The sequence below is a fragment of the Nocardia sp. XZ_19_369 genome (genome assembly GCF_015355715.1).
GTDB lineage: Bacteria > Actinomycetota > Actinomycetes > Mycobacteriales > Mycobacteriaceae > Nocardia.
Map to the genome: position 1 here is coordinate 768625 of NZ_JACVED010000003.1, position 25973 is coordinate 794597.

27 protein-coding genes and 1 pseudogene are annotated in these 25973 nt (G+C 67.5%); 17 read left to right on the forward strand and 11 right to left on the reverse strand.

Annotation, left to right across the window (positions count from 1 at the left end):
* Positions 1–61: 61 nt before the first annotated feature.
* Positions 62–1015, reverse strand: a complete 954-nt coding sequence (locus IBX18_RS14960; RefSeq protein ID WP_194834240.1) for an acyl-ACP desaturase — start codon at positions 1013–1015, stop codon at positions 62–64.
* Positions 1016–1234: 219 nt separating this feature from the next.
* Between IBX18_RS14960 and IBX18_RS14965 the strand changes: the two genes are divergently transcribed.
* The 3 genes from IBX18_RS14965 to IBX18_RS14975 are packed head-to-tail and all read left to right on the forward strand — an operon-like array spanning position 1235 to position 3776.
* Positions 1235–1780, forward strand: a complete 546-nt coding sequence (locus IBX18_RS14965; RefSeq protein ID WP_194834241.1) for a PH domain-containing protein — start codon at positions 1235–1237, stop codon at positions 1778–1780.
* A 9-nt stretch (positions 1781–1789) separates the two neighbouring features.
* Positions 1790–2467 (forward strand): response regulator transcription factor, encoded by a 678-nt coding sequence (locus IBX18_RS14970; protein WP_135235006.1) that lies wholly within the window; start codon positions 1790–1792, stop codon positions 2465–2467.
* A 1-nt stretch (position 2468) separates the two neighbouring features.
* The gene (locus tag IBX18_RS14975; RefSeq protein ID WP_194834242.1) at positions 2469–3776 is read left to right on the forward strand and encodes a HAMP domain-containing sensor histidine kinase; all 1308 of its coding nucleotides are present in this window, start codon (positions 2469–2471) and stop codon (positions 3774–3776) included.
* A 24-nt stretch (positions 3777–3800) separates the two neighbouring features.
* Here the strand turns inward: IBX18_RS14975 and IBX18_RS14980 are convergent.
* Positions 3801–4325, reverse strand: a pseudogene (locus IBX18_RS14980) (GtrA family protein); the annotation flags it as partial.
* 109 nt (positions 4326–4434) lie between these two features.
* On the opposite strand from IBX18_RS14980, the gene IBX18_RS14985 reads away from it, so the two are divergent.
* The 4 genes from IBX18_RS14985 to IBX18_RS15000 all read left to right on the forward strand — a co-directional run bounded on the left by IBX18_RS14985 (position 4435) and on the right by IBX18_RS15000 (position 8230).
* A complete protein-coding gene (locus tag IBX18_RS14985) occupies positions 4435–5658 on the forward strand; it encodes a 5-(carboxyamino)imidazole ribonucleotide synthase (protein WP_194834243.1) in 1224 nt (407 codons plus the stop codon).
* A 48-nt stretch (positions 5659–5706) separates the two neighbouring features.
* The gene (purE, locus tag IBX18_RS14990; protein WP_194834244.1) at positions 5707–6207 is read left to right on the forward strand and encodes a 5-(carboxyamino)imidazole ribonucleotide mutase; all 501 of its coding nucleotides are present in this window, start codon (positions 5707–5709) and stop codon (positions 6205–6207) included.
* Positions 6208–6262: 55 nt separating this feature from the next.
* Positions 6263–6943, forward strand: a complete 681-nt coding sequence (locus IBX18_RS14995) for a TetR family transcriptional regulator (protein ID WP_194834245.1) — start codon at positions 6263–6265, stop codon at positions 6941–6943.
* Between the two features lie 129 nt (positions 6944–7072).
* Positions 7073–8230, forward strand: a complete 1158-nt coding sequence (locus tag IBX18_RS15000; protein WP_135235011.1) for an acyl-CoA dehydrogenase — start codon at positions 7073–7075, stop codon at positions 8228–8230.
* Between the two features lie 63 nt (positions 8231–8293).
* On the opposite strand, the gene IBX18_RS15005 is transcribed toward IBX18_RS15000, so the two are convergent.
* On the reverse strand, positions 8294–8578 hold the full coding sequence (locus tag IBX18_RS15005) for a GNAT family N-acetyltransferase (protein WP_147129262.1): 285 nt from the start codon (positions 8576–8578) through the stop codon (positions 8294–8296).
* Positions 8579–8619: 41 nt separating this feature from the next.
* Positions 8620–9978 (reverse strand): FAD-binding oxidoreductase, encoded by a 1359-nt coding sequence (locus IBX18_RS15010; RefSeq protein ID WP_194834246.1) that lies wholly within the window; start codon positions 9976–9978, stop codon positions 8620–8622.
* A gap of 97 nt (positions 9979–10075) precedes the next feature.
* On the opposite strand from IBX18_RS15010, the gene IBX18_RS15015 reads away from it, so the two are divergent.
* Together IBX18_RS15015 and IBX18_RS15020 are read left to right on the forward strand one after the other, a co-directional pair.
* Complete coding sequence (locus IBX18_RS15015; RefSeq protein WP_234390728.1) at positions 10076–10579, forward strand: GtrA family protein; 504 nt, start codon at positions 10076–10078, stop codon at positions 10577–10579.
* An 18-nt stretch (positions 10580–10597) separates the two neighbouring features.
* On the forward strand, positions 10598–11392 hold the full coding sequence (locus tag IBX18_RS15020; protein WP_194834248.1) for a MerR family transcriptional regulator: 795 nt from the start codon (positions 10598–10600) through the stop codon (positions 11390–11392).
* On the opposite strand, the gene IBX18_RS15025 is transcribed toward IBX18_RS15020, so the two are convergent.
* The 3 genes from IBX18_RS15025 to IBX18_RS15035 are packed head-to-tail and all read right to left on the reverse strand — an operon-like array spanning position 11373 to position 13355.
* Entirely contained in the window at positions 11373–12026 is a 654-nt protein-coding gene (locus IBX18_RS15025) for a Type 1 glutamine amidotransferase-like domain-containing protein (protein ID WP_194834249.1), read from the reverse strand. The two genes, IBX18_RS15020 and IBX18_RS15025, sit on opposite strands and share 20 nt — an antisense overlap.
* Before the next feature lies 1 nt (position 12027).
* Entirely contained in the window at positions 12028–12867 is an 840-nt protein-coding gene (locus tag IBX18_RS15030; RefSeq protein WP_194834250.1) for a maleylpyruvate isomerase family mycothiol-dependent enzyme, read from the reverse strand.
* On the reverse strand, positions 12864–13355 hold the full coding sequence (locus IBX18_RS15035; RefSeq protein WP_107654391.1) for an HIT family protein: 492 nt from the start codon (positions 13353–13355) through the stop codon (positions 12864–12866). Before IBX18_RS15035 ends, IBX18_RS15030 begins: the two co-directional genes overlap by 4 nt.
* A 406-nt stretch (positions 13356–13761) precedes the next feature.
* On the opposite strand from IBX18_RS15035, the gene IBX18_RS15040 reads away from it, so the two are divergent.
* From IBX18_RS15040 to IBX18_RS15065, 6 genes are all read left to right on the forward strand, one after another.
* On the forward strand, positions 13762–14880 hold the full coding sequence (locus IBX18_RS15040; protein ID WP_147129256.1) for a Re/Si-specific NAD(P)(+) transhydrogenase subunit alpha: 1119 nt from the start codon (positions 13762–13764) through the stop codon (positions 14878–14880).
* Positions 14880–15194, forward strand: a complete 315-nt coding sequence (locus IBX18_RS15045; protein WP_107654393.1) for an NAD(P) transhydrogenase subunit alpha — start codon at positions 14880–14882, stop codon at positions 15192–15194. Before IBX18_RS15040 ends, IBX18_RS15045 begins: the two co-directional genes overlap by 1 nt.
* 17 nt (positions 15195–15211) lie before the next feature.
* A complete protein-coding gene (locus IBX18_RS15050; RefSeq protein ID WP_147129372.1) occupies positions 15212–16627 on the forward strand; it encodes an NAD(P)(+) transhydrogenase (Re/Si-specific) subunit beta in 1416 nt (471 codons plus the stop codon).
* A gap of 143 nt (positions 16628–16770) precedes the next feature.
* Positions 16771–17361: a hypothetical protein gene (locus IBX18_RS15055; protein WP_194834251.1), complete on the forward strand. Its 591-nt coding sequence runs from the start codon at positions 16771–16773 to the stop codon at positions 17359–17361.
* Between the two features lie 90 nt (positions 17362–17451).
* Complete coding sequence (locus tag IBX18_RS15060; protein ID WP_228540958.1) at positions 17452–18579, forward strand: DUF5925 domain-containing protein; 1128 nt, start codon at positions 17452–17454, stop codon at positions 18577–18579.
* Between the two features lie 112 nt (positions 18580–18691).
* Positions 18692–19486 carry a hypothetical protein gene (locus IBX18_RS15065; protein WP_194834253.1) on the forward strand — a complete coding sequence of 265 codons (795 nt, stop codon included), beginning with the start codon at positions 18692–18694 and terminating at the stop codon, positions 19484–19486.
* Here IBX18_RS15065 and IBX18_RS15070 read toward each other — a convergent pair.
* Positions 19475–20719 carry an MFS transporter gene (locus IBX18_RS15070; protein ID WP_306796267.1) on the reverse strand — a complete coding sequence of 415 codons (1245 nt, stop codon included), beginning with the start codon at positions 20717–20719 and terminating at the stop codon, positions 19475–19477. The genes IBX18_RS15065 and IBX18_RS15070 overlap by 12 nt on opposite strands.
* Before the next feature lie 184 nt (positions 20720–20903).
* On the reverse strand, positions 20904–21749 hold the full coding sequence (locus IBX18_RS15075; protein ID WP_228540960.1) for an NAD(P)H-binding protein: 846 nt from the start codon (positions 21747–21749) through the stop codon (positions 20904–20906).
* 80 nt (positions 21750–21829) lie between these two features.
* Between IBX18_RS15075 and IBX18_RS15080 the strand changes: the two genes are divergently transcribed.
* A complete protein-coding gene (locus tag IBX18_RS15080; protein ID WP_194834255.1) occupies positions 21830–22783 on the forward strand; it encodes an AraC family transcriptional regulator in 954 nt (317 codons plus the stop codon).
* 26 nt (positions 22784–22809) lie between these two features.
* On the forward strand, positions 22810–23205 hold the full coding sequence (locus tag IBX18_RS15085; protein WP_194834363.1) for a thioesterase family protein: 396 nt from the start codon (positions 22810–22812) through the stop codon (positions 23203–23205).
* A 64-nt stretch (positions 23206–23269) separates the two neighbouring features.
* Here IBX18_RS15085 and IBX18_RS15090 read toward each other — a convergent pair whose 3' ends face one another.
* Positions 23270–24271 (reverse strand): hypothetical protein, encoded by a 1002-nt coding sequence (locus IBX18_RS15090; protein WP_194834256.1) that lies wholly within the window; start codon positions 24269–24271, stop codon positions 23270–23272.
* 170 nt (positions 24272–24441) lie between these two features.
* Positions 24442–25953 (reverse strand): dihydrolipoamide acetyltransferase family protein, encoded by a 1512-nt coding sequence (locus IBX18_RS15095; RefSeq protein WP_194834257.1) that lies wholly within the window; start codon positions 25951–25953, stop codon positions 24442–24444.
* Positions 25954–25973 lie beyond the last annotated feature (20 nt).

The window sequence follows — 25973 nt, forward strand, 5'->3', positions numbered from 1 at the left end:
CTGGCTTCCCATCTGCGCGTCGCAGTACGGAAAGCCGGAAGCTGTGCGGCTGTTCGAATGCTCAGGCGGGCTGCAACGCGGCCTTCGCCGCTTCCCTGGCGAACATGCGGTCGCGCTGCTCCTCGAACTTCAGCACGTCCTGCTCCAGCTTCTCGATGAATACCCCGAGTTCCTCGCGTGCCTGCTCGCCACGCGGCCCGAAGTCGTTGCGGTCGAAGATGTTCCAGTGCTTGAGCACCGGCGCCACCACGTCCTCGAGGTGCTGGCGCAGGTCGTAGATGCCGTGCTTGGCCATCAGCACGCCGTTGCGGCGGAAGTTGGGCATCCCCGCGCCCGGCATGATGAAGTGGGTCAGGATCTTCGTGATCGCCATCATCGCCTGATCGGGTGCCAGGTCGATGCCCGCGCCGCACATGTTGCGGTAGAAGATCATGTGCAGGTTCTCGTCGGCGGCGATGCGCTGCAGCATGCGGTCGGCGATCGGGTCGTCACAGACCTTGCCGGTGTTGCGGTGACTGACCCGGGTGGCCAGCTCCTGGAACGTCACGTAGGTAACGCTTTCCAGGAATCCGCCCCAGTTGTCCGGCGCCGAAACGCCATTGGTCATGTGGATCATCCTGGCCTGCTCCAGGGCGACCGGATCGACGCCGCGGGTGACCACCAGGTAGTCGCGGATGGCGATGCCGTGCCGGTTTTCTTCGGCGGTCCAGCGGCCGACCCAGGTGCCCCACGCGCCGTCCTGGGAGAAGTTCTCGGCGATCTCGCGGTGGTAGGAGGGCAGGTTGTCCTCGGTGAGCAGGTTGGTGATCATCGCGACCTTGGCGACCTCGCTCAGCTTCGACTGCTCCGGTGCCCAGTCGACACCGCCCAGCGCGGCGAAGTTGCGACCCTCGTCCCACGGGATGTAGTCGTGCGGGTGCCATTCCCGCGCCAGCGAAAGGTGCCGATTGAGATTCTGTTCGGCCACCGGCTGGAGTTCGGTCAGGATCTCCAGCTGAGTCAGGTCCTTGGTCACACATGCCTCCGAGGTCGTTGTTCGTCGACGTTGTTCGAGCAGAGCTGGTTACGGACAGAGCTACGAGCCAGATCGAGCGGAGAACTCCACAACTGAGAGCATCGACGCGAGCGAACGCTCGCGGCCGCGCGGGTGCGACACACGCAGGCAGACGATTGTGCAGCACGACCCGGTCCGGTGTCAGGCATTTCGGCATCTTCACGCGGTAGTGTTCCGGCCATGGGGTATCCGGAGGACGTACTCGCGCCGGAAGAGCAGCTGATCCTGCATCGTCATCCGCACTGGAAGATGCTGTTCTGGCCGATCGTGACCTTGATCGTCGCCACCGCGCTCGCCGGTTTCGCCGGGGGAATCGCCTCGCGTAAAGCCGAGGGGACCGCGCGGACGACGCTGCTGATCGCGGTGCTCGTCATCTGGCTGATCATCATCGTATGGCGTTGTGTCGTACCGGTTCTCAGTTGGAAGACGACGCATTTCATCATCACCGAACGGCGGGTGCTGGTGCGCCAGGGCGTGCTCACGCACACCGGCATCGACATTCCGATGAGCCGCATCTCGAGCGTGCAGTTCCGGCACGGGCTGTTCGACCGGATGCTCGGCACCGGCACCCTGATCATCGAGTCGTCCTCCTCCGAACCGCTCGAGTTCGACGACATCCCGGCGGTGCAGAAGGTGCACGCGCTGCTGTACCACCAGGTCTTCGATGTCGAACAGAGCGACAACGGGCGCGGCGCGCGCTGGGACGAGCGCGGCGACTACCGTTAACCTGGTCAAATGACGGCCGTACTGCTAGCAGAAGACGACGAGGCGATCGCCGCGCCGTTGTCGCGCGCACTGGGGCGCGAGGGGTACTCGGTCACCGTCGAGCGCTTCGGTCCCGCCGTGCTGGAGCGGGCCCTGGAGGGCCATCACGATCTGCTCATCCTCGACCTCGGCCTGCCCGGTATGGACGGGCTCGAGGTCTGCCGCCAGGTGCGGGCTCGCGGCGCCGACCTGGCCGTGCTGATGCTCACCGCGCGTACCGACGAGGTCGACTTCGTGGTCGGGTTGGACGCGGGCGCCGACGACTACGTCGGTAAGCCGTTCCGGCTCGCCGAGCTGCTCGCCCGGGTGCGGGCGTTGTTGCGGCGCAGCGGCATCGGCGACGACACGGTGGAGGTCGGCGGCATCCGACTGGAGCCCGCCGCGCGCCGGGTGCTGGTGAACGGCATCGAGATCGGCCTGGCGAACAAGGAATACGAGTTGCTGAAGGTGCTGATCGACCGGGCGGGCCAGGTGGTGCCGCGCGAGACGATCCTGCGCGAGGTCTGGGGCGACGCCGAGCTGCGCGGCTCCAAGACGCTGGATATGCACATGTCCTGGCTGCGCCGCAAGATCGGCGACGAGGGGCCGATGGCCGAGCGGCGCATCGTCACGGTGCGCGGTGTCGGGTTCCGGCTGAATACCGACTGACGTGCGGCGCAGAATCCTGCGGTCCATGCTCACCGTGCTGACGCTCACCACGGTGGTACTCGGGGTGCCGCTGATCTACACGGCCTGGCTGTGGGTGGAGGACATCACCCGCGACGATCTGCAGGGCAAACTGGAGCGCATCGCCGCGGCGATCATCGTCCAGGAACACGGCGACGGCATGGTGCTCGGCGAGCTCGATACCCGCGCGGTGGAACCGTTGCTACCGCAGGACGGCAAGCTCACCATCATCTATCCGGCGCCGCACGACAACGCCTCGCGCGCGGACGTCGGCGCGGACCAGGTGACCGACCCCCTGGTCGAGTCGCTGTCCATGGGCACCAAGGGCTCGCTGCGCCTGGAGGTGCCCTCGGCGCCGATGCACGCACGGCAGCGCCAGGCCGTCGGCGTGGTGGCGCTGGCGGTGCTGGCCTCGCTCGGCGCCGCGGTCTCGGTCGCGGTGATCACCGCGCGCCGGGTCGCCGATCCGCTGCGCGATGTGGCGGCCAGGGCCGCCCGGCTGGCGATGGGCGATTTCCGGCCGGACCCGCGCAGGCACGGCATCTCCGAACTCGATCGCGTCTCCGACGTGCTCGACTCGGCCACCGTCGAGATCGCCGGGCGGCTCCAGCGCGAGCACGCCCTGGTGGCCGACGTCTCGCATCAGCTGCGCAGCCGGCTCACCGCGGTGCGGTTGCGGCTGGACGAGTTGTCCACCCACGCCGACCCCGAGGTGGTGCACGAGGCGGAGGAGGCGATGGCGCAGGTCGATCGGCTCACCGAGGCGATCGACGATCTGGTCCGCGCCTCCCGCGACGAGGACGCCGCCGATCTCGACCCGGTGCCGGTGATGGCGGAGCTGCGCGGCGTCGTCGCCGAGTGGACGCATCCGTTCGCCGAGAAGGGCCGGGCGCTGACCCTCACCGGGGACGAGTCGTTGCTGGCGCCGATCACCGGTTCGCGTTTGCGCGAGGCGGTCGCGGTGCTGGTGGACAACGCGCTGATGCACGGCGGCGGGACCTGCACGGTGTCGGTGCGGACGGTGCGTCCCGGGGTCGATCGAGATCCGCTGGTGTGTGTGGAGGTCGCCGACGAGGGGGACGGGGTGCGCGACGAGCTGGCGCCGCACATCTTCGATCGGGGATTCTCCGCGGGTGGCTCGACCGGGGTGGGGCTGGCGTTGGCGCGGGCGCTGGTGGAGGCCGACGGCGGGCGGCTCGAGTTGCAGCGGCGCAGGCCCGCGTTGTTCGCGGTGTTCCTCGGTTCGTCGGCGTATCGCACGCAGAACGCGGTGGTTACCGAGCCGCGCTGAGCGGACCGCTCAGTTGCGGCCGAATTCCTCTTCGACCAGGTCTTCGAATTCGGCGGCGATCTCGTTCATCTCGTCGGGGAATACCCAGCGGCGCATCGCCCAGAATCGAAATGCCATCTGCAGCAGGTTGCCGATGACGAAGGCGCTGATGAAGTCCGCGATGTTCTCGACGGTGAAGCTGACATCGGGCTGGCGCAGATCGAAGACGTAACTGGAGATCCACAGCGGAATGAAGGCGAGAACCACGCCGACGCCGCTGACTCCGAAGAACAGCAAGGCCTCGTGATGCCGTTCGCGACCGCCCCGGTTCCGGAACGACCATTCGCGATTCAGGATGTAGGACGCGATAACCGCGATGACACCGGAGATTATCTTCGCGGTGACCGGCTTCTCGGAAAGCACCGTCCATTTCAGGGCATAGAAGATGCCGCTGTCGATCACAAAGGTTGTCGCACCGACGATGGCGAACTTGATCAGTTCCCGATGCCGGAGCGCGATCCTTGCGACAGGCCTGGGAAGGACGCTCACCACGTCGTCGACGAATGACACGGGGCCGAGTGTACCGCTAGCCGGTGGTCTCGCTTCGGGTCGTCCAACCGCTGGGGACTGCCGCCGGACACCGTTGCGCGGCTCCCGCGCGAGGGCATTTCCGCCGGTTATGACAATATTGTCCGACGTGAGTACCGGCCGGTCCTTTGATCCCTCTGCTATGCCCACCGTCACAATGATCGGCGGTGGCCAGTTGGCGCGCATGACGCATCAGGCGGCCATCGCGCTCGGCCAGCGGCTACGGGTGCTCGCCGAACATCCGGACGACCCGGCCGCCCAGGTCAGCCCCGAGATCGTGTTCGGCAGTCACACCGATCTGGCCGCGCTGCGCAAGGCGGCCGTCGGGTCGCACGCGCTGACCTTCGACCACGAGGGTGTGCCGACCGAGCATCTCGAGGCGCTGGTCGCCGAGGGCGTGAACGTGCAGCCGCCGCCGCGAGCCCTGGTCTTCGCGCAGGACAAGCTGGCCATGCGGGTCAAGCTGTCCGAGCTCGGTCTGCCGGTGCCCGCGTTCGCGCCGGTGACGACCGTCGACGAGGCGGTGCGGTTCGGCGACGAGCAGGGCTGGCGGATCGTGCTCAAGGCGGTGCGCGGCGGCTACGACGGTCGCGGTGTGTGGATGCCGGAGTCGGCCGACGAGGCCGCGACGATCGTGGCCGAGCAGCTCGCGCACGGCGTGCAACTGCTCGCCGAGGCGAAGGTGGATCTCAAGCGCGAACTCTCGGCGATGGTGGCGCGCTCGCCGTTCGGGCAGGCCGCGACCTGGCCGGTGGTGCAGACCGTGCAGCGCAACGGTCAGTGCGCCGTGGTGATCGCGCCTGCGCCGGACCTCGATGACGACCTGGCCGCCGCCGCGGAGACGCTGGCGCTGAACCTGGCCAGGGAGCTCGGCGTCGTCGGCGCGATGGCGGTGGAGCTGTTCGAAACCCACGACGGCAAGCTGCTGGTGAACGAGCTGGCGATGCGCCCGCACAACTCCGGGCACTGGGGCATGGACGGCGCCCGCACCGGTCAGTTCGAGCAGCACCTGCGCGCGGTTTTGGATTACCCGCTCGGCGACACCAGCCCGCTGGCCCCCGTCACGGTGATGGCCAATATCCTCGGCGCGGCCGCGGCGCCGGCCATGTCGATGGACGAGCGCCTGCACCATCTGTTCGCACGGATGCCCGACGCCAAGGTGCACATGTACGGCAAGGGCGAACGCCCCGACCGCAAGATCGGGCACATCAACATCCTCGGTGACGACGTCGCCGCGGTGCGGGAAAAGGCTGAGCGAGCGGCACATTGGATGTCGCACGCGGTATGGACCGATGGATGGGATCCGCACGCGTGAGCGTGGTGCGCGAATCGATCTGGCAGACAAGCGAAGTGAGGCGCACGCATGAGTAACCCGCAGGTCGGCCTGATCATGGGCAGCGATTCGGACTGGCCGACCATGGAAGCCGCCGCGGAAGCGTTGGCGGAGTTCGGCATTCGCTTCGAGGTCGGCGTCGTCTCGGCGCACCGCACGCCGCAGCGCATGCTCGACTACGCGCGCGAAGCCGCCGACCGCGGCCTTCAGGTGATCATCGCGGGCGCGGGTGGCGCCGCCCATCTGCCCGGCATGGTTGCCTCCGCCACCCCGCTGCCCGTCATCGGCGTCCCCGTCCCCCTCAAATACCTCGACGGCATGGACTCCCTGCTGTCCATCGTCCAAATGCCCGCTGGCGTCCCGGTGGCCACCGTCTCCATCGGTGGCGCCCGCAACGCAGGCCTGCTCGCGGTCCGCATCCTCGCCGCCCACGACGCGGACCTGCGCGCCCGCATGGTGCAGTTCCAAGCAGGGCTGGAAAAGATGGTCCTCGAAAAAGACCAGGCGCTGCGCAGCAAACTCCTGGGCTGACCCGGAAACATCGCGGGTACGTAAACCCGCGTGCTCGGCTCGCTACGGTGAGCGGGTGACTACTGGTGACATCCGCCCGCGCAGCGGGGACGACAACACGCGGTTCCGGCTGACCGTGGTCGATCAGGCGTTGCGGTTGTTCGCGGAGCAGGGGTACGAGGCGACCACGGTCGAGGAGATCGCGGAGGCGGCGGGGATTTCCCGGCGGACGTTCTTCCGGCAGTTCCGCTCGAAAGAGGACGTGATCTTCGCCGATCACGAGTCGCAGCTGGCACAGGCTGCGGAGTTTCTAACCGCGCACGGGGGAGACCCGTGGGAGACCGTGTGCGAGGCGGTGGTGCAGGTCTTCGAGCGGTTCACCCAGTGGCGGGAGATCGCGGCGCGGCGGTATCAGGTGGTGCGGCGGGTGCCCGCACTGCGCGAACGCGAGATCGTGACCGTGTTCCGCTACGAGCGGTTGTTCACCGACTACCTGCGCGATCGGCTGCCCGAGGAGCCGGATCTGGCGCGGGTGCAGTACACCGCCGCGGTGACCGCCACGCACAACTATCTGCTGCGGCGCATGGTGCGCGGGGAGTCGGACGCGGGCGCGGCGGATCTGCGCGTCGAACTGGCCGCGATTCCGCGCGGCGCGCGGCGACCCGCCGCCGATGAGCTGGTCGTCGCGGTGTTTCCCCGCGATACCCCACCCCGGCAGGTCGCCGATCTCGTCGCCCGCAAACTCGGTAGTCTCTGATCTAGGTCAGTGCGACCAATCTGACACTGAGTGCCAGGGAGTATCCGCACGTTGCGGCCGTTCCTGGGCGTATACTCCAGAATGGTGTGGCACTGAGTGCCGACGTGTACCGACGACCAGGAGAGCCCCATGGCGGGAAACCCCGATTTCGACCTGTTCAAGCTCGAGGACTTCCACGACGAACTGCGTGCGGCCATCCGCGGGCTGGCGGAGAAGGAGATCGCTCCGCACGCCAAGGACGTCGACGGTAACTCCCGCTTCCCCGAGGAGGCGCTGACCGCGCTCAACGCGGCGGGCTTCAACGCGGTGCACGTGCCGGAGGCCTACGGCGGCCAGGGCGCCGACTCGGTGGCCACCTGCATCGTGATCGAAGAGGTCGCCCGCGTCTGCGGCTCCTCCTCGCTCATCCCCGCCGTGAACAAGCTCGGCACCATGGGCCTGATCCTCAACGGCTCCGAGGAACTCAAGCAAAAAGTGTTGCCGGACATCGTCAATGGCGAGATGGCCTCCTACGCGCTGTCCGAGCGCGAGGCCGGTTCCGACGCCGCGGGCATGCGCACCCGCGCGAAGCAAGAGGGCGACGACTGGATCCTCAACGGCTCCAAGTGCTGGATCACCAACGGCGGCAAGTCTTCCTGGTACACCGTCATGGCGGTGACCGATGCGGACAAGGGCGCCAACGGTATTTCGGCGTTCCTGGTGCACAAGGACGACGAAGGTTTCGTGGTCGGCCCGCTCGAGCACAAGCTCGGCATCAAGGGATCGCCTACGGCGGAACTGTATTTCGAGAACTGCCGGGTGCCGGGTGACCGCATCGTCGGCGAGCCGGGCACCGGTTTCAAGACCGCGCTGCAGACCCTGGACCACACCCGCCCGACCATCGGCGCGCAGGCCGTCGGCCTCGCGCAGGGCGCGCTCGACGCGGCCATCGCCTACACCAAGGACCGCAAGCAGTTCGGCAAGGCGATCGCCGACTTCCAGAACACCCAGTTCATGCTCGCCGATATGGCGATGAAGATCGAGGCCGCCCGCCTCATGGTCTACACCTCGGCGGCGCGCGCCGAGCGCGGCGAGAAGAACCTCGGGTTCATCTCCGCGGCCGCCAAGTGTTTCGCCTCCGATGTCGCCATGGAGGTGACCACCAACGCCGTTCAGCTGTTCGGTGGCGCGGGCTACACCACCGATTTCCCGGTGGAGCGGATGATGCGCGATGCGAAGATTACCCAGATCTACGAGGGCACCAACCAGATTCAGCGTCTGGTCATGTCGCGCGCGCTGCTGCGCTGACGGATAGCGGTTTCGCCGAACGGGTGGTCCGAGGTTTTTCCTCGGGTCACCCGTTTCGCGTGATCAGGCGATCAGATCCGCGTATTCGCGGTGGTCGGCGATGTATTTCTCGACGTACCAGCAGGTGGGGATGACGGAGTAGCCGTTGTCGCGCGAGTCTTTCAGCGCGTATTCGACCACTTGGGCGGCGACGCCACGGCCGCGGAATTCGGGGAAGGTCATGGTGTGGTGGAAATCGCGGACCTTCGGGTCGTCACGCTGTGCGTAGTCGGCGTAGCCGGCCAGGGTGTCGTCGAGATAGATCTCGAAACGAGTATCGGCGACATTGTGCTCGAGCCTGGTGGTCATGATCTTGTCGAACTCCTTCGCGGCCGGAAATGTTCCATGGACTAGAGAATTGCGCCTGGATTGAGAATGCCGTGCGGGTCGAGCGCGTCCTTGATGCGGTGGGTCAGGGCCATCACGTCCGCGCCGAGCTGATCGGGCAGCCACGCCTTTTTCAGCCGCCCGACGCCGTGCTCGCCGGTAATGGTGCCGCCGAGCGCGATCGCCAGGTCCATGATCTCGCCGAACGCGCGATGCGCGCGCTCGGTCATGGCGGCGTCGGCCGGATCGTGCACGATCAGCGGGTGGGTGTTGCCATCCCCGGCATGCGCGATCACCGACACCAGCACGTCGTTGCGCGCGGCGATCTCGGCGACACCGGTCACCAGGTCGCCGAGCCGGGGCAGCGGCACTCCGACATCCTCGAGCAGCAGCGTGCCCAGCTTCTCCACCGCCGGAATGGCGAAACGCCGTGCGGCGGTGAAGGCTTCGCCTTCCTCGGGATCTTCGGTGTGGAAAACCTCGGCCGCACCGGCTTTTTCGCACGCGGCGACCATGATCTCGGCTTCCCGCTTCGCGAACTCGCCCGGCGCGTCCGAGCGGGCGACCAGCAGGCCCGCGGCGCTGCGATCCAACCCCATCCGCAGCTCGTCCTCGACCGCGTTGATGGACACCGAATCCATGAATTCCAGCATGGCGGGCCGCAATTCGGCGGTGATCGCGAGGATCGCGTCGATGGCAGCGGTCAACGTCGCGAAGGTAGCGACCACCGTGGTCTGCGGTGGTTGCGCGGGCAGCAGCCGCAGCGTCAGTTCGGTAATGATGCCGAGGGTGCCCTCGCTGCCGACGAACAGCTTGGTCAGCGACAGCCCGGCCGAATCCTTGAGCCGCGGCCCGCCGAGCCGAACCACCGTGCCGTCGGCGAGTACCACCTCCATGCCGAGCACGTAATCGGTTGTCACGCCGTATTTCACGCAGCACAGCCCGCCCGCGTTGGTCGCGGCATTGCCGCCGATCGAACAGATCTCGAACGACGAGGGGTCGGGTGGATACCAGAGCCCGTGCTCGGCGACCGCGCGCTTCACCTCGGCGTTCAACAGGCCGGGCTGCACCACCGCGGTCCGGGTGACCGGGTCGACGGTGATCGTGCGCATCCGCTCGGTAGTCAGCACCAAGCCGCCGTCGACCGCGGTGGCGCCGCCGGACAGGCCGGAGCCCGCGCCGCGCGGCACCACCGGCACCTTGTGTGCATGCGCCCAGCGCAGCGTCGCGGCGACATCATCGGTGCTGGTAGCGCGCACCACGGCGAGTGGCGTGCCGGCGTCGGGATCGCGGGCCCAGTCCTGCCGGTAACTGCCGAGCAGGTCGGGATCGGTGACGACCGCACCGTCAGGGAGCGCGTCGATCAGGTCATGCAGGTCCACGACATCCACGCTAGCGGGCGCGGGCGGCAGAGCCGAGCACCTGGCGGGTTTGCCGTTTGATCATCTGACGGACATCTGCCGCTGGCAGGCTGGCCGCGTGCACGAGCTGGCGAGAACCACCGACACCCTCGCGGACCGGTTCACCCGATGGTGTGAAGCGGTGGTCGCGCGCTTGCCGTGGGGTCTGAACACTCTGGTCCCCGCGACTTTCCTCGGCTTCGCGCTGATCAACAGCTTCACCTTCGCCGTCGACCTGGTACTGCTCACCATCTTTCACGGCTGGTGGGGCCTGCCGGTGTGGTTGTCGGTCACCATCGCCTACGTGTGCGCGTTCGGGCTCAGTTTCGTGCTCAACCGCACCTTCAACTTCCATTCGCACGCACCGGTCGGCAGGCAGGCCGCCGTGTACGGGGTGGTCGTCGCGATCAACTACGTCGCCTTCATCCTCGGTGTCGGCAGCGGTCTGACCGCGCTGGGCCTGGAATACCATCTGGCCAGGCTGCTGGCCGGCGGGTGCGAGGCCGTCTACATGTACAGCGCGATGCGCTGGGTCGTGTTCCGCCGCGACCCGAAATCCGACCTTGCACCTCACGCCACGTGAGGTCCTAGCGTCGTAGGTGTGGCGAACACCAACGGATACGTCAAGGTCGGCGAGCTGGCCACGGTCACCGGACTGACCGTGCGCACCCTGCACTACTACGACGAGATCGGCTTGCTCGCGCCGTCCGGGCGCAGCGGTGCCGGGCACCGGCTGTACTCGAACGACGACGTGCAGCGGCTGTACCGGATCGGCCTGCTGCGCACTCTCGGCCTGCGCTTGGACGAGGTGGCCGCCGCCCTCGACGATCCCGCCTGGGATCTGACGGGGGTGATGCTGCGCCACGTCGCCGAGCTCGACCGCAGGCTCGCCGTCGGTCATCGGCTGCGCCAGCGCCTCACCACCATGGTCGCCACGCTCACCGACCACCGCAGCCTCGAAACGCGGGAGCTGCTGGACACACTGGAGGACATGGCCATGCTCGACACCAAGATTCAGCGGCGCATCCCGACGCTCGTCTACCGCGATATCGCCGCCGCGCACGAGTACCTGACCACCGTGTTCGGCATGGAACCCGGCCGGCTCAGCCGGGGCGAGGACGGCACCGTGCACCACGCGGAGGTCACCGCGGGCGACGGCGTGATCTGGTTGCACGCGGTCTCCGAGCAGTTCAATCTGCAGTCGCCGCTCACCGTCGGCGCCTGCACCGAGGGCATGTCGATCGTGGTCGAGGACGTGGACGCGCATTTCCGGCACGCCAAGGCGGCGGGCGCCGAAATCCTCTACGAGCCCACCGATCAGTTCTACGGCTACCGCGACTACAGCGCGCGCGACCTCGAGCAGCGGCTGTGGTCGTTCATGACGCCGCTCGACTGATCAGCACCTCGGTGCGCTCGCCGTCGACGACGATCGCGTCGTCGTCGGTGAGCGCCCAGTGCGGGATGCCTTCCGCGCGATAGAACTCCGCGAGCAGGGCGCACTGGCCGGCCGGGTCGGTGGGGGAGTCGATGTGCGGCACGATCCGGCGGCCGACCAAACCCAGTCCGTGCCAGAGTGGTTCGATGCCGCACGCCGACACGACCTCTGCCGGGTCGTCCGCGGACTCCAGCCCGTGCAGATCCGGGGTCAGCACGCAGGCGCCCGCGCTGTAGCCCGCGTACACCAGCGCGTCCGCGGCAAGCAGCCGGGGCAGCACGAGATCGGCGCCGCTGCGGGCGAATTGGGCACGCAGCACGAAGGTGTTGCCGCCGCGTACCCAGATCATCGGGAACGCGGCGAGCGTCCGCTCCAATTCCTCGGGGCGGCCGACGAAGTCACGCAGGTCGACGGTCTCGGGCTGATAGCCCAGCTTGCGCAGCGGCACCACATCACTGGTCACCGCCGCCTCCCACGCGTCGGGCCAGGCGTCACAGGCGTTGGGAATCAACGCGACTCGCCCCGGCTCGCCGACCAGCGCGGCGAGCCGATCGTAGTGCGCACCGAACCGGTAGCTGGACAGGAAGAGTCGCATCTCAGATGGTGAAGGCGAGGTTGTGCACCAGCCGCTGCCCGAGCTCCGCGTCGCCGGTGATGGTGATCGCGTCGAGCTGCTCGTCCGCGCTCGTGCGCCCGCCGCCGAGCCGGACGAAAACCTCGGCGGGCAGCGCGATCTCGACCGTGGCGGGCTCATCGAACGCGTCCACATAACCCGCGCGACCCGCCACCTGGATGTGCAGCGTGCGGGCCAGTGACCCGGTCAGCGTGAACGTGATCCGCGAACCCTCGGGCGCCCCACCCTTTTTCACCACGACGCGCGGCACACTGCCGAGGAACTCGGTGAACGCCAGCTCGCCGCGTCGCCCGCCTTCGTCGACCCGCACGCCGAGCGCGTCGGCGATGTCGAGTTCGTGCATCCAGCAGTCGAACAGCCGCACCCGCATGAACCGGCCGTAGCTGACCTGCCCGATCGGCGACTGGGTCTGCGCCTGCCACTCCTGCTCGTCCATGGCGGCAAGGGCCTTGCGCCTGCGGTCGACGACCTCGCGGAACTCGGCCAGCAACCGAGTGCCGGACAGCGGCCGCAGCCGGTCCACCCAGATCTCGTTGAGCACGCCGGTCTCGTTGCGGATGTGCGGCAGCGTGCGCACATCGGTCTTCACCGTGGTCGGGTCGTGCGGCGGCGGCCGCTCGCCGAGCAGCCACGACTCGGTGCCGACGACATGGGCGACCACGTCGAACACGCTCCAGCCGGGCAGCGATGTCGGTGTGCGCCATTGGGTTTCGTCGAGGTCGGTGACCAGCGCGGCGATCGCGTCCCACTGTTCGGACAGCCGGGCGGGCAGCTCGGTCCGGTCCAGGCTCGGGTCGGTCATTCCTGCGCTCCTTCTTCCGGGCGTTCCATCCCCAGTTTTCCATTGCGGCCCGGCTTTTCGTCGCGCTCCAGCGCCGCGATCCCCGCCTGGATGGCGGCCGCGGTGGACTCCGCGTCGTGCGGGCGCCGCAGTACGACGCCGGCCGCGAAGCGGAACTTGTCGCCGTGCTTGCGCGGGATCACGTGCAGGTGCACGTGTGCGACGGTCTGAAAGGCGGCGGTGCCGTCGTTGAGCAGCAGGTTCGCGCCGTCGGCGGCGAGGGTGCTGCGCCGGACGGCCAGCGCGAGCCGGTGCCCGGCGCGGAACACGTACGCGCCGAGCTCGGCATCGAGATCCTCCAGCTCGGCGGCGTGCTGCTTCGGCACCACCAGCATGTGGCCGCGGGCGATGGGCCGGATATCGAGGAAGGCGCAGAGGGTGTCGTCTTCGTACACCTTCGTTGCCGGGGCCTCGCCTGCCACGATGCGGCAGAAGACGCAGTCGTTCACAACGCTGGACCTTACGGCGTACGAGCGGTACGGAACACCCCCGCGGCCGAAACGCGCATGACGCGCGTCACTCTGCGCGCCCGCGACCGCGTCCTGACCTGCTGTCGAACCCCCGGGTAAGTAATGGACCTGCGGGTTCGCTCTTGTCGCGATCACCTGAACCGACAACCATCAGAACCGGCGCTCATCCGATCAGCCGAACGCGCGGGAGGTGACCACGTTGTCCGCACCACAGTCGGCAATCCGGCAAACCGGCGGAATCCGGCATGATCTTGTGACGGGCGTCTCAGCGGGTTGCACAAAGCGCCGGGTACAGTTGCGAGGATTTGGGCGACCTTACTCTGAAGTAACATCGTCCGGCCGTCCATCTGATGCCTGAAGCTCAGCACGAGAAGGAACTGACATAGTGGAGACAACGCAGAGCGTAGGCGCCGAGTCGCCACGCGGCGCGCGTGTCGGAGTCGTTCGCGAGTCCAACGCGGGCGAACGACGTGTCGCATTGGTGCCGAAGATCATTCCGTCCCTGCTGAAGCAGGGTGTGCAGGTGGTGGTCGAGTCCGGTGCCGGGCTCGGCGCGCTCATTCCCGACAGCGCCTACGAAGCGGCAGGCGCGACGATCGGCGATCCGTGGTCGGCCGAGGTGGTCGTCAAGGTCGCGCCGCCCAGCGACGCCGAGGTGGCCAAGCTGTCCGACGGCCAGACCCTGATCGGCTTCCTGGCCCCGCGCAACGCGGAGAACCAGATCGGCAAGCTGAAAACCGCTGGCGTGCAAGCCTTCGCGGTGGAGGCGATCCCGCGCATCTCGCGCGCCCAGGTGATGGACGCGCTGTCGTCCCAGGCCAACGTCGCCGGCTACAAGGCCGTACTGCTCGCGGCGTCGGAGTCGACCCGCTTCTTCCCGATGCTCACCACCGCGGCGGGCACCGTGAAGCCCGCGACCGTGCTGGTGCTCGGCGTCGGTGTGGCCGGCCTGCAGGCGCTGGCCACCGCCAAGCGTCTCGGCGGCCGCACCACCGGTTACGACGTGCGCCCCGAGGTCGCCGATCAGGTGCGTTCGGTCGGTGCGCAGTGGCTCGACCTCGGCATCGACGCCGCCGGTGAGGGCGGGTACGCCCGCGAGCTCACCGACGAGGAGAAGGCCAAGCAGCAGCAGGCGTTGGAAGACGCGATCAAGGGCTTCGACGTGGTGATCACCACCGCGTTGGTGCCGGGGCGTCCCGCGCCGCGCCTGGTCACCGCCGCCGCGGTCGAGGGCATGAAGCCCGGCAGCGTGATCGTCGACCTGGCCGGGGAGACCGGCGGCAACTGCGAGCTCACCGAACCCGGCGAGGTCGTGGTCAAGCACGAGGTCACCATCGCCTCGCCGTTGAACCTGCCCGCCACCATGCCCGAGCACGCCTCCGAGCTGTACTCGAAGAACATTTCGGCACTGCTGGAACTGATGCTGGTCGACGGGAAGCTCGCGCCCGACTTCAGTGATCAGGTCCTCGCGGATTCCTGCGTCACACGTGAGGTGGAAGCCTGATGTACACCGAATTGCTTGCGAACATCGCGATCCTGGTGCTTTCCGGGTTCGTCGGGTTCGCCGTTATCTCCAAGGTTCCGAACACCCTGCACACCCCACTCATGTCGGGTACCAACGCCATTCACGGCATCGTCGTGCTCGGCGCGCTGGTCACCCTCGGTAACGTGCAGGATCCGTCGATCCTGACCCAGATCATCCTGTTCGTCGCCGTCGTCTTCGGAACCCTGAACGTCATCGGTGGTTTCGTGGTGACCGACCGCATGCTCGGGATGTTCAAGGGCAAAAAAGCAGCCCCGGTGAAGGCGGAGAAGTGATGCATACCTTCGACAATGTGACCTACCTGGTCAACGGGCTCTACATCATCGCCTTCGGCATGTTCATCTACGGCCTGATGGGCCTGACCGGGCCGAAGACCGCGGTGCGCGGCAACCTGATCGCCGCGGTCGGCATGTTCATCGCCGTCGTCGCGACCCTGATCTCGGTGCGGCACACCAGCAATTGGATCCTGATCATCGCCGGCCTGGTGGTCGGTATCGCCCTCGGCGTGCCGCCGGCCAAGTTCACCAAGATGACCGCCATGCCGCAGCTGGTCGCCGCCTTCAACGGCGTCGGCGGTGGCACGGTCGCGCTCATCGCGTGGTCGGAATTCATCAACAGCCAAGGGTTTTCGCACTTCGACGAAGAGCCCACCGTGCACATCGTGGTCGGCTCGCTGTTCGCCGCGATCATCGGCTCGATCTCGTTCTGGGGCTCGCTGATCGCGTTCGGCAAGCTGCAGGAGATCCTGCCCGGTCGCCCGATCGGTCTCGGCAAGTTGCAGCAGCCGCTGAACCTGCTGCTGCTCATCGGCGCTGTCGCGGCGGCCGTGGTGATCGGCATCGGCGCCACCAATGACGGTGTCTCCCAACTGTGGATGATCGCGGTGCTCGTGCTGGCCGGTGTGCTCGGCCTCGCGGTCGTGCTGCCGATCGGTGGCGCGGACATGCCCGTGGTCATCTCGCTGCTCAACGCGCTCACCGGATTGTCGGCCGCCGCAGCGGGTTTGGCGCTGAACAACACCGCGATGATCGTGGCGGGCATGATCGTCGGCGCGTCCGGCACCATCCTCACCAACCTGATGGCCAAGGCGATGAACCGGTCCATCCCGGCCATCGTGGCGGGCGGATTCGGTGGCGGCGGAACGGCTCCCGGAGCCGGCGGCGACGGCGAGGCCAAGCAGGCCAAGGCCACCTCGGCCGCGGACGCCGCGATCCAGATGGCCTACGCCAACCAGGTCATCGTGGTGCCGGGCTACGGCATGGCCGTCGCGCAGGCGCAGCATGCGGTCAAGGAAATGGCGGCGCTGCTCGAAGCCAAGGGCGTCGAGGTCAAGTACGCCATCCACCCGGTCGCGGGTCGCATGCCCGGCCACATGAACGTGCTCCTCGCCGAGGCCGAGGTCTCCTACGACGCGCTCAAGGAGATGGACGACATCAACGGTGAGTTCTCCCGCACCGACGTCGCCCTGGTCATCGGCGCCAACGACGTCACCAACCCGGCCGCCCGCGAGGACGCCAGCAGCCCCATCTACGGCATGCCGGTGCTCAACGTCGACCAGGCCAAGAGCGTCATCGTGCTCAAGCGCTCGATGAACTCCGGCTTCGCGGGTATCGACAATCCACTCTTCTACGCCGACCACACCTCCATGCTGTTCGGCGACGCGAAGAAGTCCGTCGGTGCGGTCACCGAAGAACTGAAAGCGCTGTAAGACCGGCGGTTTCACCGCAGACACCGCGGTTCTCCGCGCGCACACAAGGTTTCACCCGAACGGCCCTCCGTCGATCCCGGCGGAGGGTCGTTCGTCGGTACTGGGATAGATTCTGCCGAGACGATTCGAGGAGAACCCACACAATGTCGCAGGGCCATTCGCTGCCTACCCAACCCGGCTACGGCGCAACGGCTCTCGGTATCCCTCCGACGCCGCCGGGCCAGAAGCCGGGGCGCGCGGTCCGGATCGGCATCGTCGCCGCGCTCGTCGTCGGCGTCGCGGTATGTCTGGTCATCGGCTTCTGGGTCAGCATGCCATCGGCGCCCGCCGACGACACGATCGCCGCGGGCGATTGCGCGAAGGTATGGGGCACCACCAGCGACGCCGACCTGGAGAAGGCCGATTGCGTTGACCCGCAGGCCAATTACCGGGTGGCCGTGCGGGTCGACAACGGCACCGAGGCCTGCCCGAGCGGCGATTACGCGTACTACAAGCGCGCCGGGCTGGACGGTTACCGGCTGTGCCTGACCCTGAACGCCGCCGAAGGCGAGTGCTTCGAGGACCTGCCCGGCTCGATCAGCCGGAAGACGACCTGCGATCTCGGTAAATATCGGGTGGGCAAAGTCGTTCGGGGAACGACGGATCGGATGACGTGCGGAACGGACACCACCGCGGAGTGGGCCCTGGTCTACCCGACGCCGGAGCGAATGACGCTCTGCATGCGGAAGCTGTGACAGTGATCGCCCGCGATTTAATTTGCTGGACACGGCGGCTCGGTAACCACGATCATGCTCGGAGTGTCCGCACGTAATGAGCCTCTTCGGTTGATCGACCCGAGTGAGCCCTCGGCCGATCTCGCCGAGCGGCTGCCGTGGGCCGTCACCGTCGACTCCGCCTACTCCACCCGCGATGCGATCGATGCCCTCGCGGTGAGTCCGTTCCTGCGCGGCGATCAGCCCTGCGCGCACATCGCGCGGTTCGAGCGGATCAACCCCGAGGCGCTGCTGCGCCCCGCGCACGGTCGCGTGGTGCGCTCGGTGCAGGACGACGACAGCAGCGCGGCCCTGGTGGTCGGCGCGGGCTGGTCGTTGCGCGCGATCCGCTGGTCGGGTGGGTCGGCGATGGTCGAAGTCACCGCCGAGACCGACGAACTGGCCGCCGCGGTGCTGGCCGAGTCGATCAAAGGCGCGGCCGCGCAGCCCGAGGTGGGCGAGACCATCGAGATGGGGTTCTGGCACATGAGTGGCCATGGGCCGCAGCGTCGTGGGCACAGCATCTCGGCGCCGGAGTGGTCGGCGATCCGCGGCAACTACCCTGGTGACGTCGCGGGTGCCTTGGACCGGCTGATGGCACTGACCGCAGCCGATGTGCGCGGCCGCCTGGTGCTGCTGCACGGACCGCCGGGGACCGGAAAGACCACTGCCCTACGGGCGCTCGCGCGGGCGTGGGCGCCGTGGTGCCAGTTCGACTGCGTGCTCGATCCGGAGGTGATGTTCGGCAAGCCGGGCTACCTGATGGACGTGGCGGCGGGCGTCGACGGCGACGACGAGACCAAGCGCTGGCGCATGCTGGTGCTGGAGGACTGCGACGAGCTGATCCGGGGCGAGGCGAAAGAGACGGCGGGCCAGGGTCTTTCGCGATTGCTCAACCTGACCGATGGGATGCTCGGCCAGGGCAGGGATGTGCTGGTCGCGATCACTACCAACGAGGATTTGTCCCGGCTGCATCCGGCGGTCACCCGGCCGGGCCGCTGTCTGGCACAGCTGGAGGTCGGTCGGCTTTCGCCCGCTGAATCGGCGGCCTGGCTCGCCAAGGAAAGGCATTCCGATACCCCGGCCGATGCCGCCTGTCCGGACGGTGCGACCTTGGCGGAACTGGTGGCATTGCGTGACGGGGACACCCGGATTCAATCGGTCCGGGAAGATCCCATGAATTCCGGTCTGTATCTGTGATGCGTTAGGCGCTGGTTACCGGGCGCACAGAATCTCGCGTTATCCGCTAGATTCTGGGAGTTCGTTCGCCGCCACACGGTGAAATTGCTCGAGCCCTGGGGAGGGGAAATCCATGACCACGCCACCGCCCAACTATCAAAATCCAGGACAGGGTTACGGCGGACCGCCGGGTTATCCGGGAGCGCCGGGCGGCGCACCGGGTTATCCGCCGCCGCAGCCGGGCTACGGTCCGGCCTATCCGCCGCCGCAGGGGTTTCCCCCACCCAATAACGGGTTCGCGCCGCCGCCCGGTTTTCCGCCGCCCAACAATGGTTTTCCGCCGCCCGGTTTTCCGCCGCCCGGTTTTCCGCCGCCCGGTCAGCCCGGCTTCCCGCCTGGCCCACCGCCGCAGCGTCCGCGCGGTCGCAGCGGTCTCAGTAAGGTGATCGCCTTCATCACGGTGTTCGTGGTGGCCGGACTCGTCGTCTTCGGCATTCGTACCGTGCTCGCCGCTGATGGCGACAAGGTCGATGTCGGCGAGTGCGCGAAACTGTCGGGATCGACGTACAAGGCCGAGTTCGCCACCAAGAATTGCTCGGACGCCGAAGCGAATTATGTGGTGGCGCAGCGCATCGACGGCGTCAATAAAGACTGCCCCACCAAGGATTACGCCAGCTACTACCAGACCGGCCGGAATGGGTACACGCTCTGCCTTCGCCTCAACGTGAAGGAAGGCGACTGCATCGAGAGCGGCGTCCTCTCCGCCAGCACCAAGGTCGCCTGCACGAGCACGGCCGACTTCAAGATCGGGCGCATCATCCGCGGCAGCGCGGACAAATCGGCGTGCGGCGAGACGTTCACCGACGACAATGCCATCGTCTACCCGAAACCGGACCCGCTCACGCTGTGCCTGGTGTCACCGACGTAGCCGGTCGGTCGGCTCCGGCGCGACGACTCCGGCATAGCGGCAGCACACCAGCACCGCGATCAGCGGCACGGCCATCGCGGCGGTCAGCGGGATCACCGCGGTGAGCCAGCCGATCACCGCGGGGCCCGCGAGCAGGCCCAGGTAGCCGATACTGAAAACGCGGGACATGTCGGTCGCGGCCTTGTCGGAGCCGAGATTGCCTGCCGCGGTGAAGATCTGGGGGACGCTGCCGGACAGGCCGAGACCCATCAGCGCCCAGCCGGACAGGGTCAGCGGGATCCACGGGGATGCCATGATCAAGGCGAGGCCGAGTGCGGAGAGCAGCATGCCGTAGCGGACCACGGCGACCCGGCCGACGACGCCGCTCACCCGATCGGCGGCCAGTCGGCCTGCGGTCATCGTGACGGAGAAGGCGCCGAAGGCCAGGGCCGCGGTGGCCGCGTCGGCGCCGAGATGTTCACGGAGTTGCAGCGTGCTCCAGTCGCCGGCCACACCCTCGGCGAGCAGCACTGAGAAGGCGATTACGGCCAGTGCCAGCACTTTTCGGTTGCGGTCTCGTTGGTCGGTGCTTTTCGCGGCCGACGGGTCTGACGGGGAGTCCTGCACGGCCTCCGTAGCGATCCGCGCATCGGCAGCGCGTTCGGCTGCCCCTGCCGTATCGGTGTCGCGAAGCAGTCGCGGTAGCACTGCAAGGGTCAGTGCCACGCCGCCAATCGCCGCCAACCCCAACGTCATCCGCATGTCCCAACCGGCCCGCAGCGTCGCCGCGCCGAGCAGCGAACCGAGCAACCCACCACCCGAGAACAGCGCATGGAACGCCCCCATGATCGGGCGCCCGTACGCCCGTTCCACGTGCACCGCTTGGGTATTCATCGACACGTCCAGTGCGCCGTTGCCGAAACCGAAGCAGGCCAACGCGATCGCCAGGCTGACCGGACCGGTCGCAAGTCCCGGCCCGATCACCGCCGCCGACATGACGATCGCGGCGGCGGCAACCAGTGTCCGGCTACCGAACCGGTCCGCGAGCGGGCCCGTGATGCGCATGCCCACGATGCCCGCACCGGCCATCAGGAGGATGAACATCCCCAGCGTCGATTTCGCGACACCGGTCCGGTCGGTGATCAGTGGAATGTGCACGACCCACATGGCCAGCAAGAACCCGTTCAAGCCGAACACCGTGAACACGGCGACGCGGGCCACGCGGGTCGGTCGATCGGCCGTCGGAGTCAGCACAGTTTCGACGGTACCGATCACAGTGCGGTGTTTCCCCACCCCCTCGGTATCGACAAGAGGCCGCCCCACCGCGCGGCATCCGGGGCGAGACATCGTCGGCCCGCCGGTCCGGAAACCGGATCGCGACGCTGCGATCCGGTTCCACGGGGTTGTCTGCACAGCCTCTACCTCTTCCAACCATCCACTAGCCCTGGATGTTCCAGATTCCCGTCGCGGCTGTCTCCCGTGCGTAGTCGGTGAAATCCTTGGCCTCCCGGCCCAAAGCGCGGCGCACACCGTCCGCGGTCTTGGAGTTCCGGCCGTCCAGGATCGTGCCGAACAGGTAGTCGAGCAGGCTCACCGCGTCGGCGGGTACCTGGTATTCGGTCAGTGCCGCAACGAAATCCGTGCGGGACACCGGGATGAACGCGATCTCTCGCCCGGTCGCCGCGGCGATCTCCGCGACGGCTTCGGCGAAGGTCAGTGCGCGCGGACCGGTCAGTTCGTAGACCTCGCCCTGATGCCCGTCCTCGGTGAGCGCACGCACCGCGACGTCGGCGATGTCGTCGGCGTGCACGAACGGTTCCGGCACATCGCCATTGGGCATTGCGACTTCCCCGGCCAGGATGTAGTCGTTGAACGCGCCCTCGCTGAAGTTCTGCGCGAAGAAGCTGCACCGCACGATGGTCCATTCGAGGCCGGATTCCTGGACGATCTCCTCGCATTCCACCGCCTCCGGCTCGCCGCGGCCGGAGAGCAGCACGAGCCGGCGCACTCCGCTCTGTACCGCCGCCGCGGTGAATGCGCGGATCGCGTCGGGGGCGCCGGGCACCGCGAGGTCGGGCTGGTAGGCGACGTAGACGGTGTGCACGCCGGCTAGCGCCGCGGGCCAGGTCGCGCGGTCCTCCCAGCTGAACGGGGTGTCCGCCGAGCGTGAGCCGATCCGGATCGGGTGGCCCGCTTGGGTGAGTCGAGTCGCGACCCGGCTGCCGGTCTTGCCGGTGCCGCCGGTGACGAGGATGCGGTGCTGGTCTGTGGTGCTGTTTGTCATGGTTGAAGTACACCGTCCGCAGCCGAGACGAAACATAGTTCAGCGGCTCACGAGCATGCGTCATCGTCTACTCTTGGGGCGTGGATGCGCTCGCCAGTCTGCTCGAAGGCCCACGCGCCCGAGGCGCGTTCCTGATGTGCTCGTTGCTTAAACCGCCGTGGTCGCTGCGCATTCAGGACGAGGCCCCGCTCGCCGTGGTGTCGATGGTGCGCGGCGATGCCTGGGTCATGATGGGCAAGCACAAGCCGCGGCAGTTGAGCGAAGGCGATGTCGCGATCTTCCGCGGGCCCGATCACTACACCGTCGCCGACGATCCGGCCACTGAGCCGCAGGTGATCATCCATCCGGGCAATGTGACAAAGACGCCCGACGGTGAAATCCTCTGCGAGACATTGAGTCTCGGCGTGCGCCAGTGGGGCACCGACGCCGACGGCGCGACCATGATCGTCACCGGAACATACGAGTCGGCGGGCGCGGCCAGTCAGCGCCTGCTGCGCGCGCTGCCGCCGCTCATCGTGCTGCAGCGCGGCGACTTCGATACCCGGCTGCTCGACATCCTGGTCGACGAGGCCGTCAAGGACGAGCCCGCCCAGGGCGCCGTGCTCGACCGGCTGCTGGACATGGTGCTGATCGCCGCGCTGCGCGCCTGGTTCGCCCGCAACGACGCGCCCGCTTGGTATCACGCCTACAGCGACCCACTGGTCGGCAAGGCGCTGCGACTGCTGCAACACAATCCGGCGCACGGCTGGACCGTGGCCGGCCTGGCCGAGGCGGTCGGCGTTTCCAGGGCCGCGCTGGCCCGCCGCTTCACCGACCTGGTCGGCGAGCCACCGATGTCCTTCCTCACCGAATGGCGGCTCGCGCTGGCCGCCGACCTGCTCGCCGAATCCGACGCCACCATCGAAGCCATTGCCCGCCAGGTCGGTTACGGCAGCGCCTTCGCCCTGAGCACCGCCTTCAAACGCCAGTTCGGGGTCAGCCCGCGCGACCACCGGCAGGGCGCCGCCCCGGCTGAGCTATCGTCGGCCGGGTGACGCAGCAGTATCCGGTCCTCTGGCCGATGCCGACCCGCTGGGCGGACAACGACCACTACGGCCACGTGAACAACGTGACGTACTACTCGTACTTCGACACCGCGGTCAACGCGTGGCTGATGCACGCCACCGGCACCGACATCCGCGAACTCCCCGCCCTCGGCGTTGTCGCGCAGACCTCCTGCCAATACGTCGGCTCCCTGAGCTTCCCGGACCAGCTGCAGATCGGCCTGCGCATCTCCCGCCTCGGCCGCTCCAGCATCACCTACGACCTGGCCATCTTCCGCGAGGCCGACAACGCCCTCGAACTAGCCGCCACCGGCACCTTCGTCCACGTCTACGTAGACGCCGAAACCCGCAAACCCGTAGAGATCCCCGCCGTAATCCGCACCGCCGCCACCACCCTCGTCACCGACGCCTAACCCCGAGCCGCACACTTTCTGACTTCCCGCACAGGGAATCGCATGCGATTCCCTGTGCGGGAAATCAGAAAGTGTGCGCCTGTGTGGGTAGCGGGTGGAGCTGCGGCCGCGGGGGACAGGGGAGGGGCGCGGGGGTGATGGTGACGTGTGGGTGGGGGGAGTGGCGGGAGTGGTCTGTGGCGCGTTGCCACCGGCGAACCGCCGATTCGCCGGTGAGGTCCTGCCAGGTCCAGCGGACCATCCGCAGACCGGCGTCGCGGAGCGCATCCTCACGAAGTTTTTCCTTGAAGACGACATCGCCGGGTTCTTGTCCAGGCTTCAGCAATCGGCCGTACTTGACCTGGCCGTCGAATTCGCCGACAACGCCTGTCTTCGGGTCGTAGAAGTCCACGCGTCCCAGGAATTCCCCTGTTGCGGAACGCACTTCGCCTTGTTGGGACGGTATCGGCAACCCATTCCGCCAGAACATCACCCGGCTCCGCGATTCACCGACGCTCTCGCTGCGGGCGTCGAGGAAATCGATCGTTCTCCGTGCCTGCGAGATCCCACTGCGGCGATGGGCGAATTCGAGTTCGAGCGCCAGCTCCGACCCCGTAACGCCGAGCATCCGCAAAGCTGCGTCGCCCGCCACTACAGCTTGCTCGAAGGGCAGGGTTCGGGCCAAGTCGACGATTGTTCGTGCAGGCGAAGTGGTCCACCAGCCGTCGATCTCCACCACCCCGTCCGCGATAGGAGCGCAGTGGACTTTCAGTGCACGACGTACCCGTCCACCGTTGCGCCGGTTCCGCGTTACGTGGACCAGCTCCAAAGCTGTTGCCCACAAAGGCAATTTGTACAGTACGGCGGCGGACTGATGGCTAACGATGGTGTCTGCGGCTAACGCAGGTAGCGTCGACTCGATCAGAATGCGGTGTTGACCGGCACTGTCACGGCTGCTGAAGTCAGCTTCCTCGATGTAACAGCCATGACCGAGGCGACGCCACTCCCGCCCGCGGTAAAGCTGGCGGATGTCGTGGTCGGTATACCCCCGGCTCAGCACGTTCCGGCGGAGCTGTATCTCGTCCATAGCGAACATCCTCACCTCCCCACGCCCACAGCCCTACCCCCCCACCGCCCACCTGTGCACAACTCACCCCTGTGCATAACTCGCATCCACCAATCCTCACGCACACTTTTTGATTTCCCGCACACGAAATCGCATGCGATTCGATATGCGGGAAATCAAAAAGTGTGCGGCTAGATCCGGCTCAGCAAGGTGAGCGGGTCCTCGAGCAGGCTCGCGACGGTGGCGAGGAAGCGGGAGGCGAGTTCGCCGTCGATCATGCGGTGATCGAAGCTGATGCCGAGGGTGGTGACCGAGCGGATCGCGAGTTCGTCGCGGAACACCCACGGCCGCTTGCGGATCGAGCCCAGGCACAGGATGGCGGCCTCGCCGGGGTTGACCAGCGGCACGCCGGTGTCGACGCCGAACACTCCCACATTGGTGATGGTGAAGGTGCCGCCGCGCAGGTCGGCCGGGCTCGCGCCGCCCGATCGCGCGGTCTCGGCCAGCCAGCCGATCTCCCGGGTGAGGTCGCGCAGGCTCAACGAGTGCGCGTCCTTGATATTGGGCACCAGCAGGCCGCGCTCGGTGGCCACCGCTAACCCGAGGTTCACATAGTGCTTGGTGACGATCTCCTGATTCGCCTCGTCCCAGTAGGTATTGATGCCGGGGAACTCCCGCAAGGCCGCCAACGCCGATTTCGCGACCAGCGCCAGCGGGGTAAGCGTCAGCCCGGCAAAGGATTTGGTGGTGCGCAGGTGGTCGATCAGCTCCATCGAGGCGGTGCAGTCGAGGGTGACGAAGGTGCTCGCCTGCGGGATGGTGCGGGCACTCGCCACCATGGCCGCCGCCGTGCGCTTGCGGACGCCGCTGATCGGTGTACGCACCTCACGGGCCGGCTCGCCGGTATCGGTGGCGGCAGCAGTCTCTGGTCGACTCGCCGATGTGCGCGGTTGCGATACCGGGACCGCGCCGCGCACGTCCTCGACGGTGACGGCACCGCCGGGCCCCGAACCCGCGACGAACCACAGATCGATACCCAATTCGCGCGCCAGCTTGCGGGCGGCAGGAGTGGCAGCGGCCCTCGTGGTTGTCAGTTGCGGCCTGGTGCCGTCCGACAGGGACTCTGCGACATCATCTTCGGAGTCCCGCGCATCATCGGTCGTGCTGTCTCGCGGTCGGGCGGCAACCGATTCGGTCGAATCTGCTGGCGCGTCAACGGATTCGCCCTCTGGCGCAACAGCCTGTCGATTCTCCGCCGGCGCACCGTTCGGTCCTTGTCGCGAATCCGCTTCTGTGACAGCGGCAACGGGCCGACGGCGCCTCGACATTGCTTCACCCTCGGGCCCATAACCCACCAGCACCGCCGTCCGGCCCGCACCGGGTGCGTCGCTCGACACCTCGGCACCGTTCGCGCCGCCTGCCTGCTCCGCCTCCGCCTCGTCGTTCTGCACGCGGATCAACGGCGCCCCGACGAGCACCGTCTCCCCCGGCTGCGCGAGCAACTCCACCACCCGCCCGGCGAACGGCGACGGCAGCGCGACCACCGCCTTCGCCGTCTCCACCTCGGCGATGGTCTGATTCAGTTCCACCGCGTCGCCGACAGCGACCGACCAGGACACCAATTCGGCGTCGGCCAGCCCTTCGCCGAGGTCGGGGAGCCGGAATTCCAGGACGTTGCCGGACTGGTCGGCGCGATCTTCCACGTGGACACCTTTCACTACGG

Bases quoted from the DNA above. Each gene is read 5' to 3' on its own strand.
- IBX18_RS14985 (WP_194834243.1), top strand. From the start codon at position 4,435: ATGACAATATTGTCCGACGTGAGTACCGGCCGGTCCTTTGATCCCTCT.
- IBX18_RS15025 (WP_194834249.1), bottom strand. From the start codon at position 12,026: ATGCGACTCTTCCTGTCCAGCTACCGGTTCGGTGCGCACTACGATCGG.
- IBX18_RS15030 (WP_194834250.1), bottom strand. From the start codon at position 12,867: ATGACCGACCCGAGCCTGGACCGGACCGAGCTGCCCGCCCGGCTGTCC.
- IBX18_RS14965 (WP_194834241.1), top strand. From the start codon at position 1,235: ATGGGGTATCCGGAGGACGTACTCGCGCCGGAAGAGCAGCTGATCCTG.
- IBX18_RS15085 (WP_194834363.1), top strand. From the start codon at position 22,810: ATGCCGACCCGCTGGGCGGACAACGACCACTACGGCCACGTGAACAAC.
- IBX18_RS15045 (WP_107654393.1), top strand. From the start codon at position 14,880: ATGTACACCGAATTGCTTGCGAACATCGCGATCCTGGTGCTTTCCGGG.
- IBX18_RS15000 (WP_135235011.1), top strand. From the start codon at position 7,073: ATGGCGGGAAACCCCGATTTCGACCTGTTCAAGCTCGAGGACTTCCAC.
- IBX18_RS15005 (WP_147129262.1), bottom strand. From the start codon at position 8,578: ATGACCACCAGGCTCGAGCACAATGTCGCCGATACTCGTTTCGAGATC.
- IBX18_RS15075 (WP_228540960.1), bottom strand. From the start codon at position 21,749: ATGACAAACAGCACCACAGACCAGCACCGCATCCTCGTCACCGGCGGC.
- IBX18_RS15090 (WP_194834256.1), bottom strand. From the start codon at position 24,271: ATGGACGAGATACAGCTCCGCCGGAACGTGCTGAGCCGGGGGTATACC.
- IBX18_RS15065 (WP_194834253.1), top strand. From the start codon at position 18,692: ATGACCACGCCACCGCCCAACTATCAAAATCCAGGACAGGGTTACGGC.
- purE (WP_194834244.1), top strand. From the start codon at position 5,707: ATGAGTAACCCGCAGGTCGGCCTGATCATGGGCAGCGATTCGGACTGG.
- IBX18_RS15055 (WP_194834251.1), top strand. From the start codon at position 16,771: ATGTCGCAGGGCCATTCGCTGCCTACCCAACCCGGCTACGGCGCAACG.
- IBX18_RS14970 (WP_135235006.1), top strand. From the start codon at position 1,790: ATGACGGCCGTACTGCTAGCAGAAGACGACGAGGCGATCGCCGCGCCG.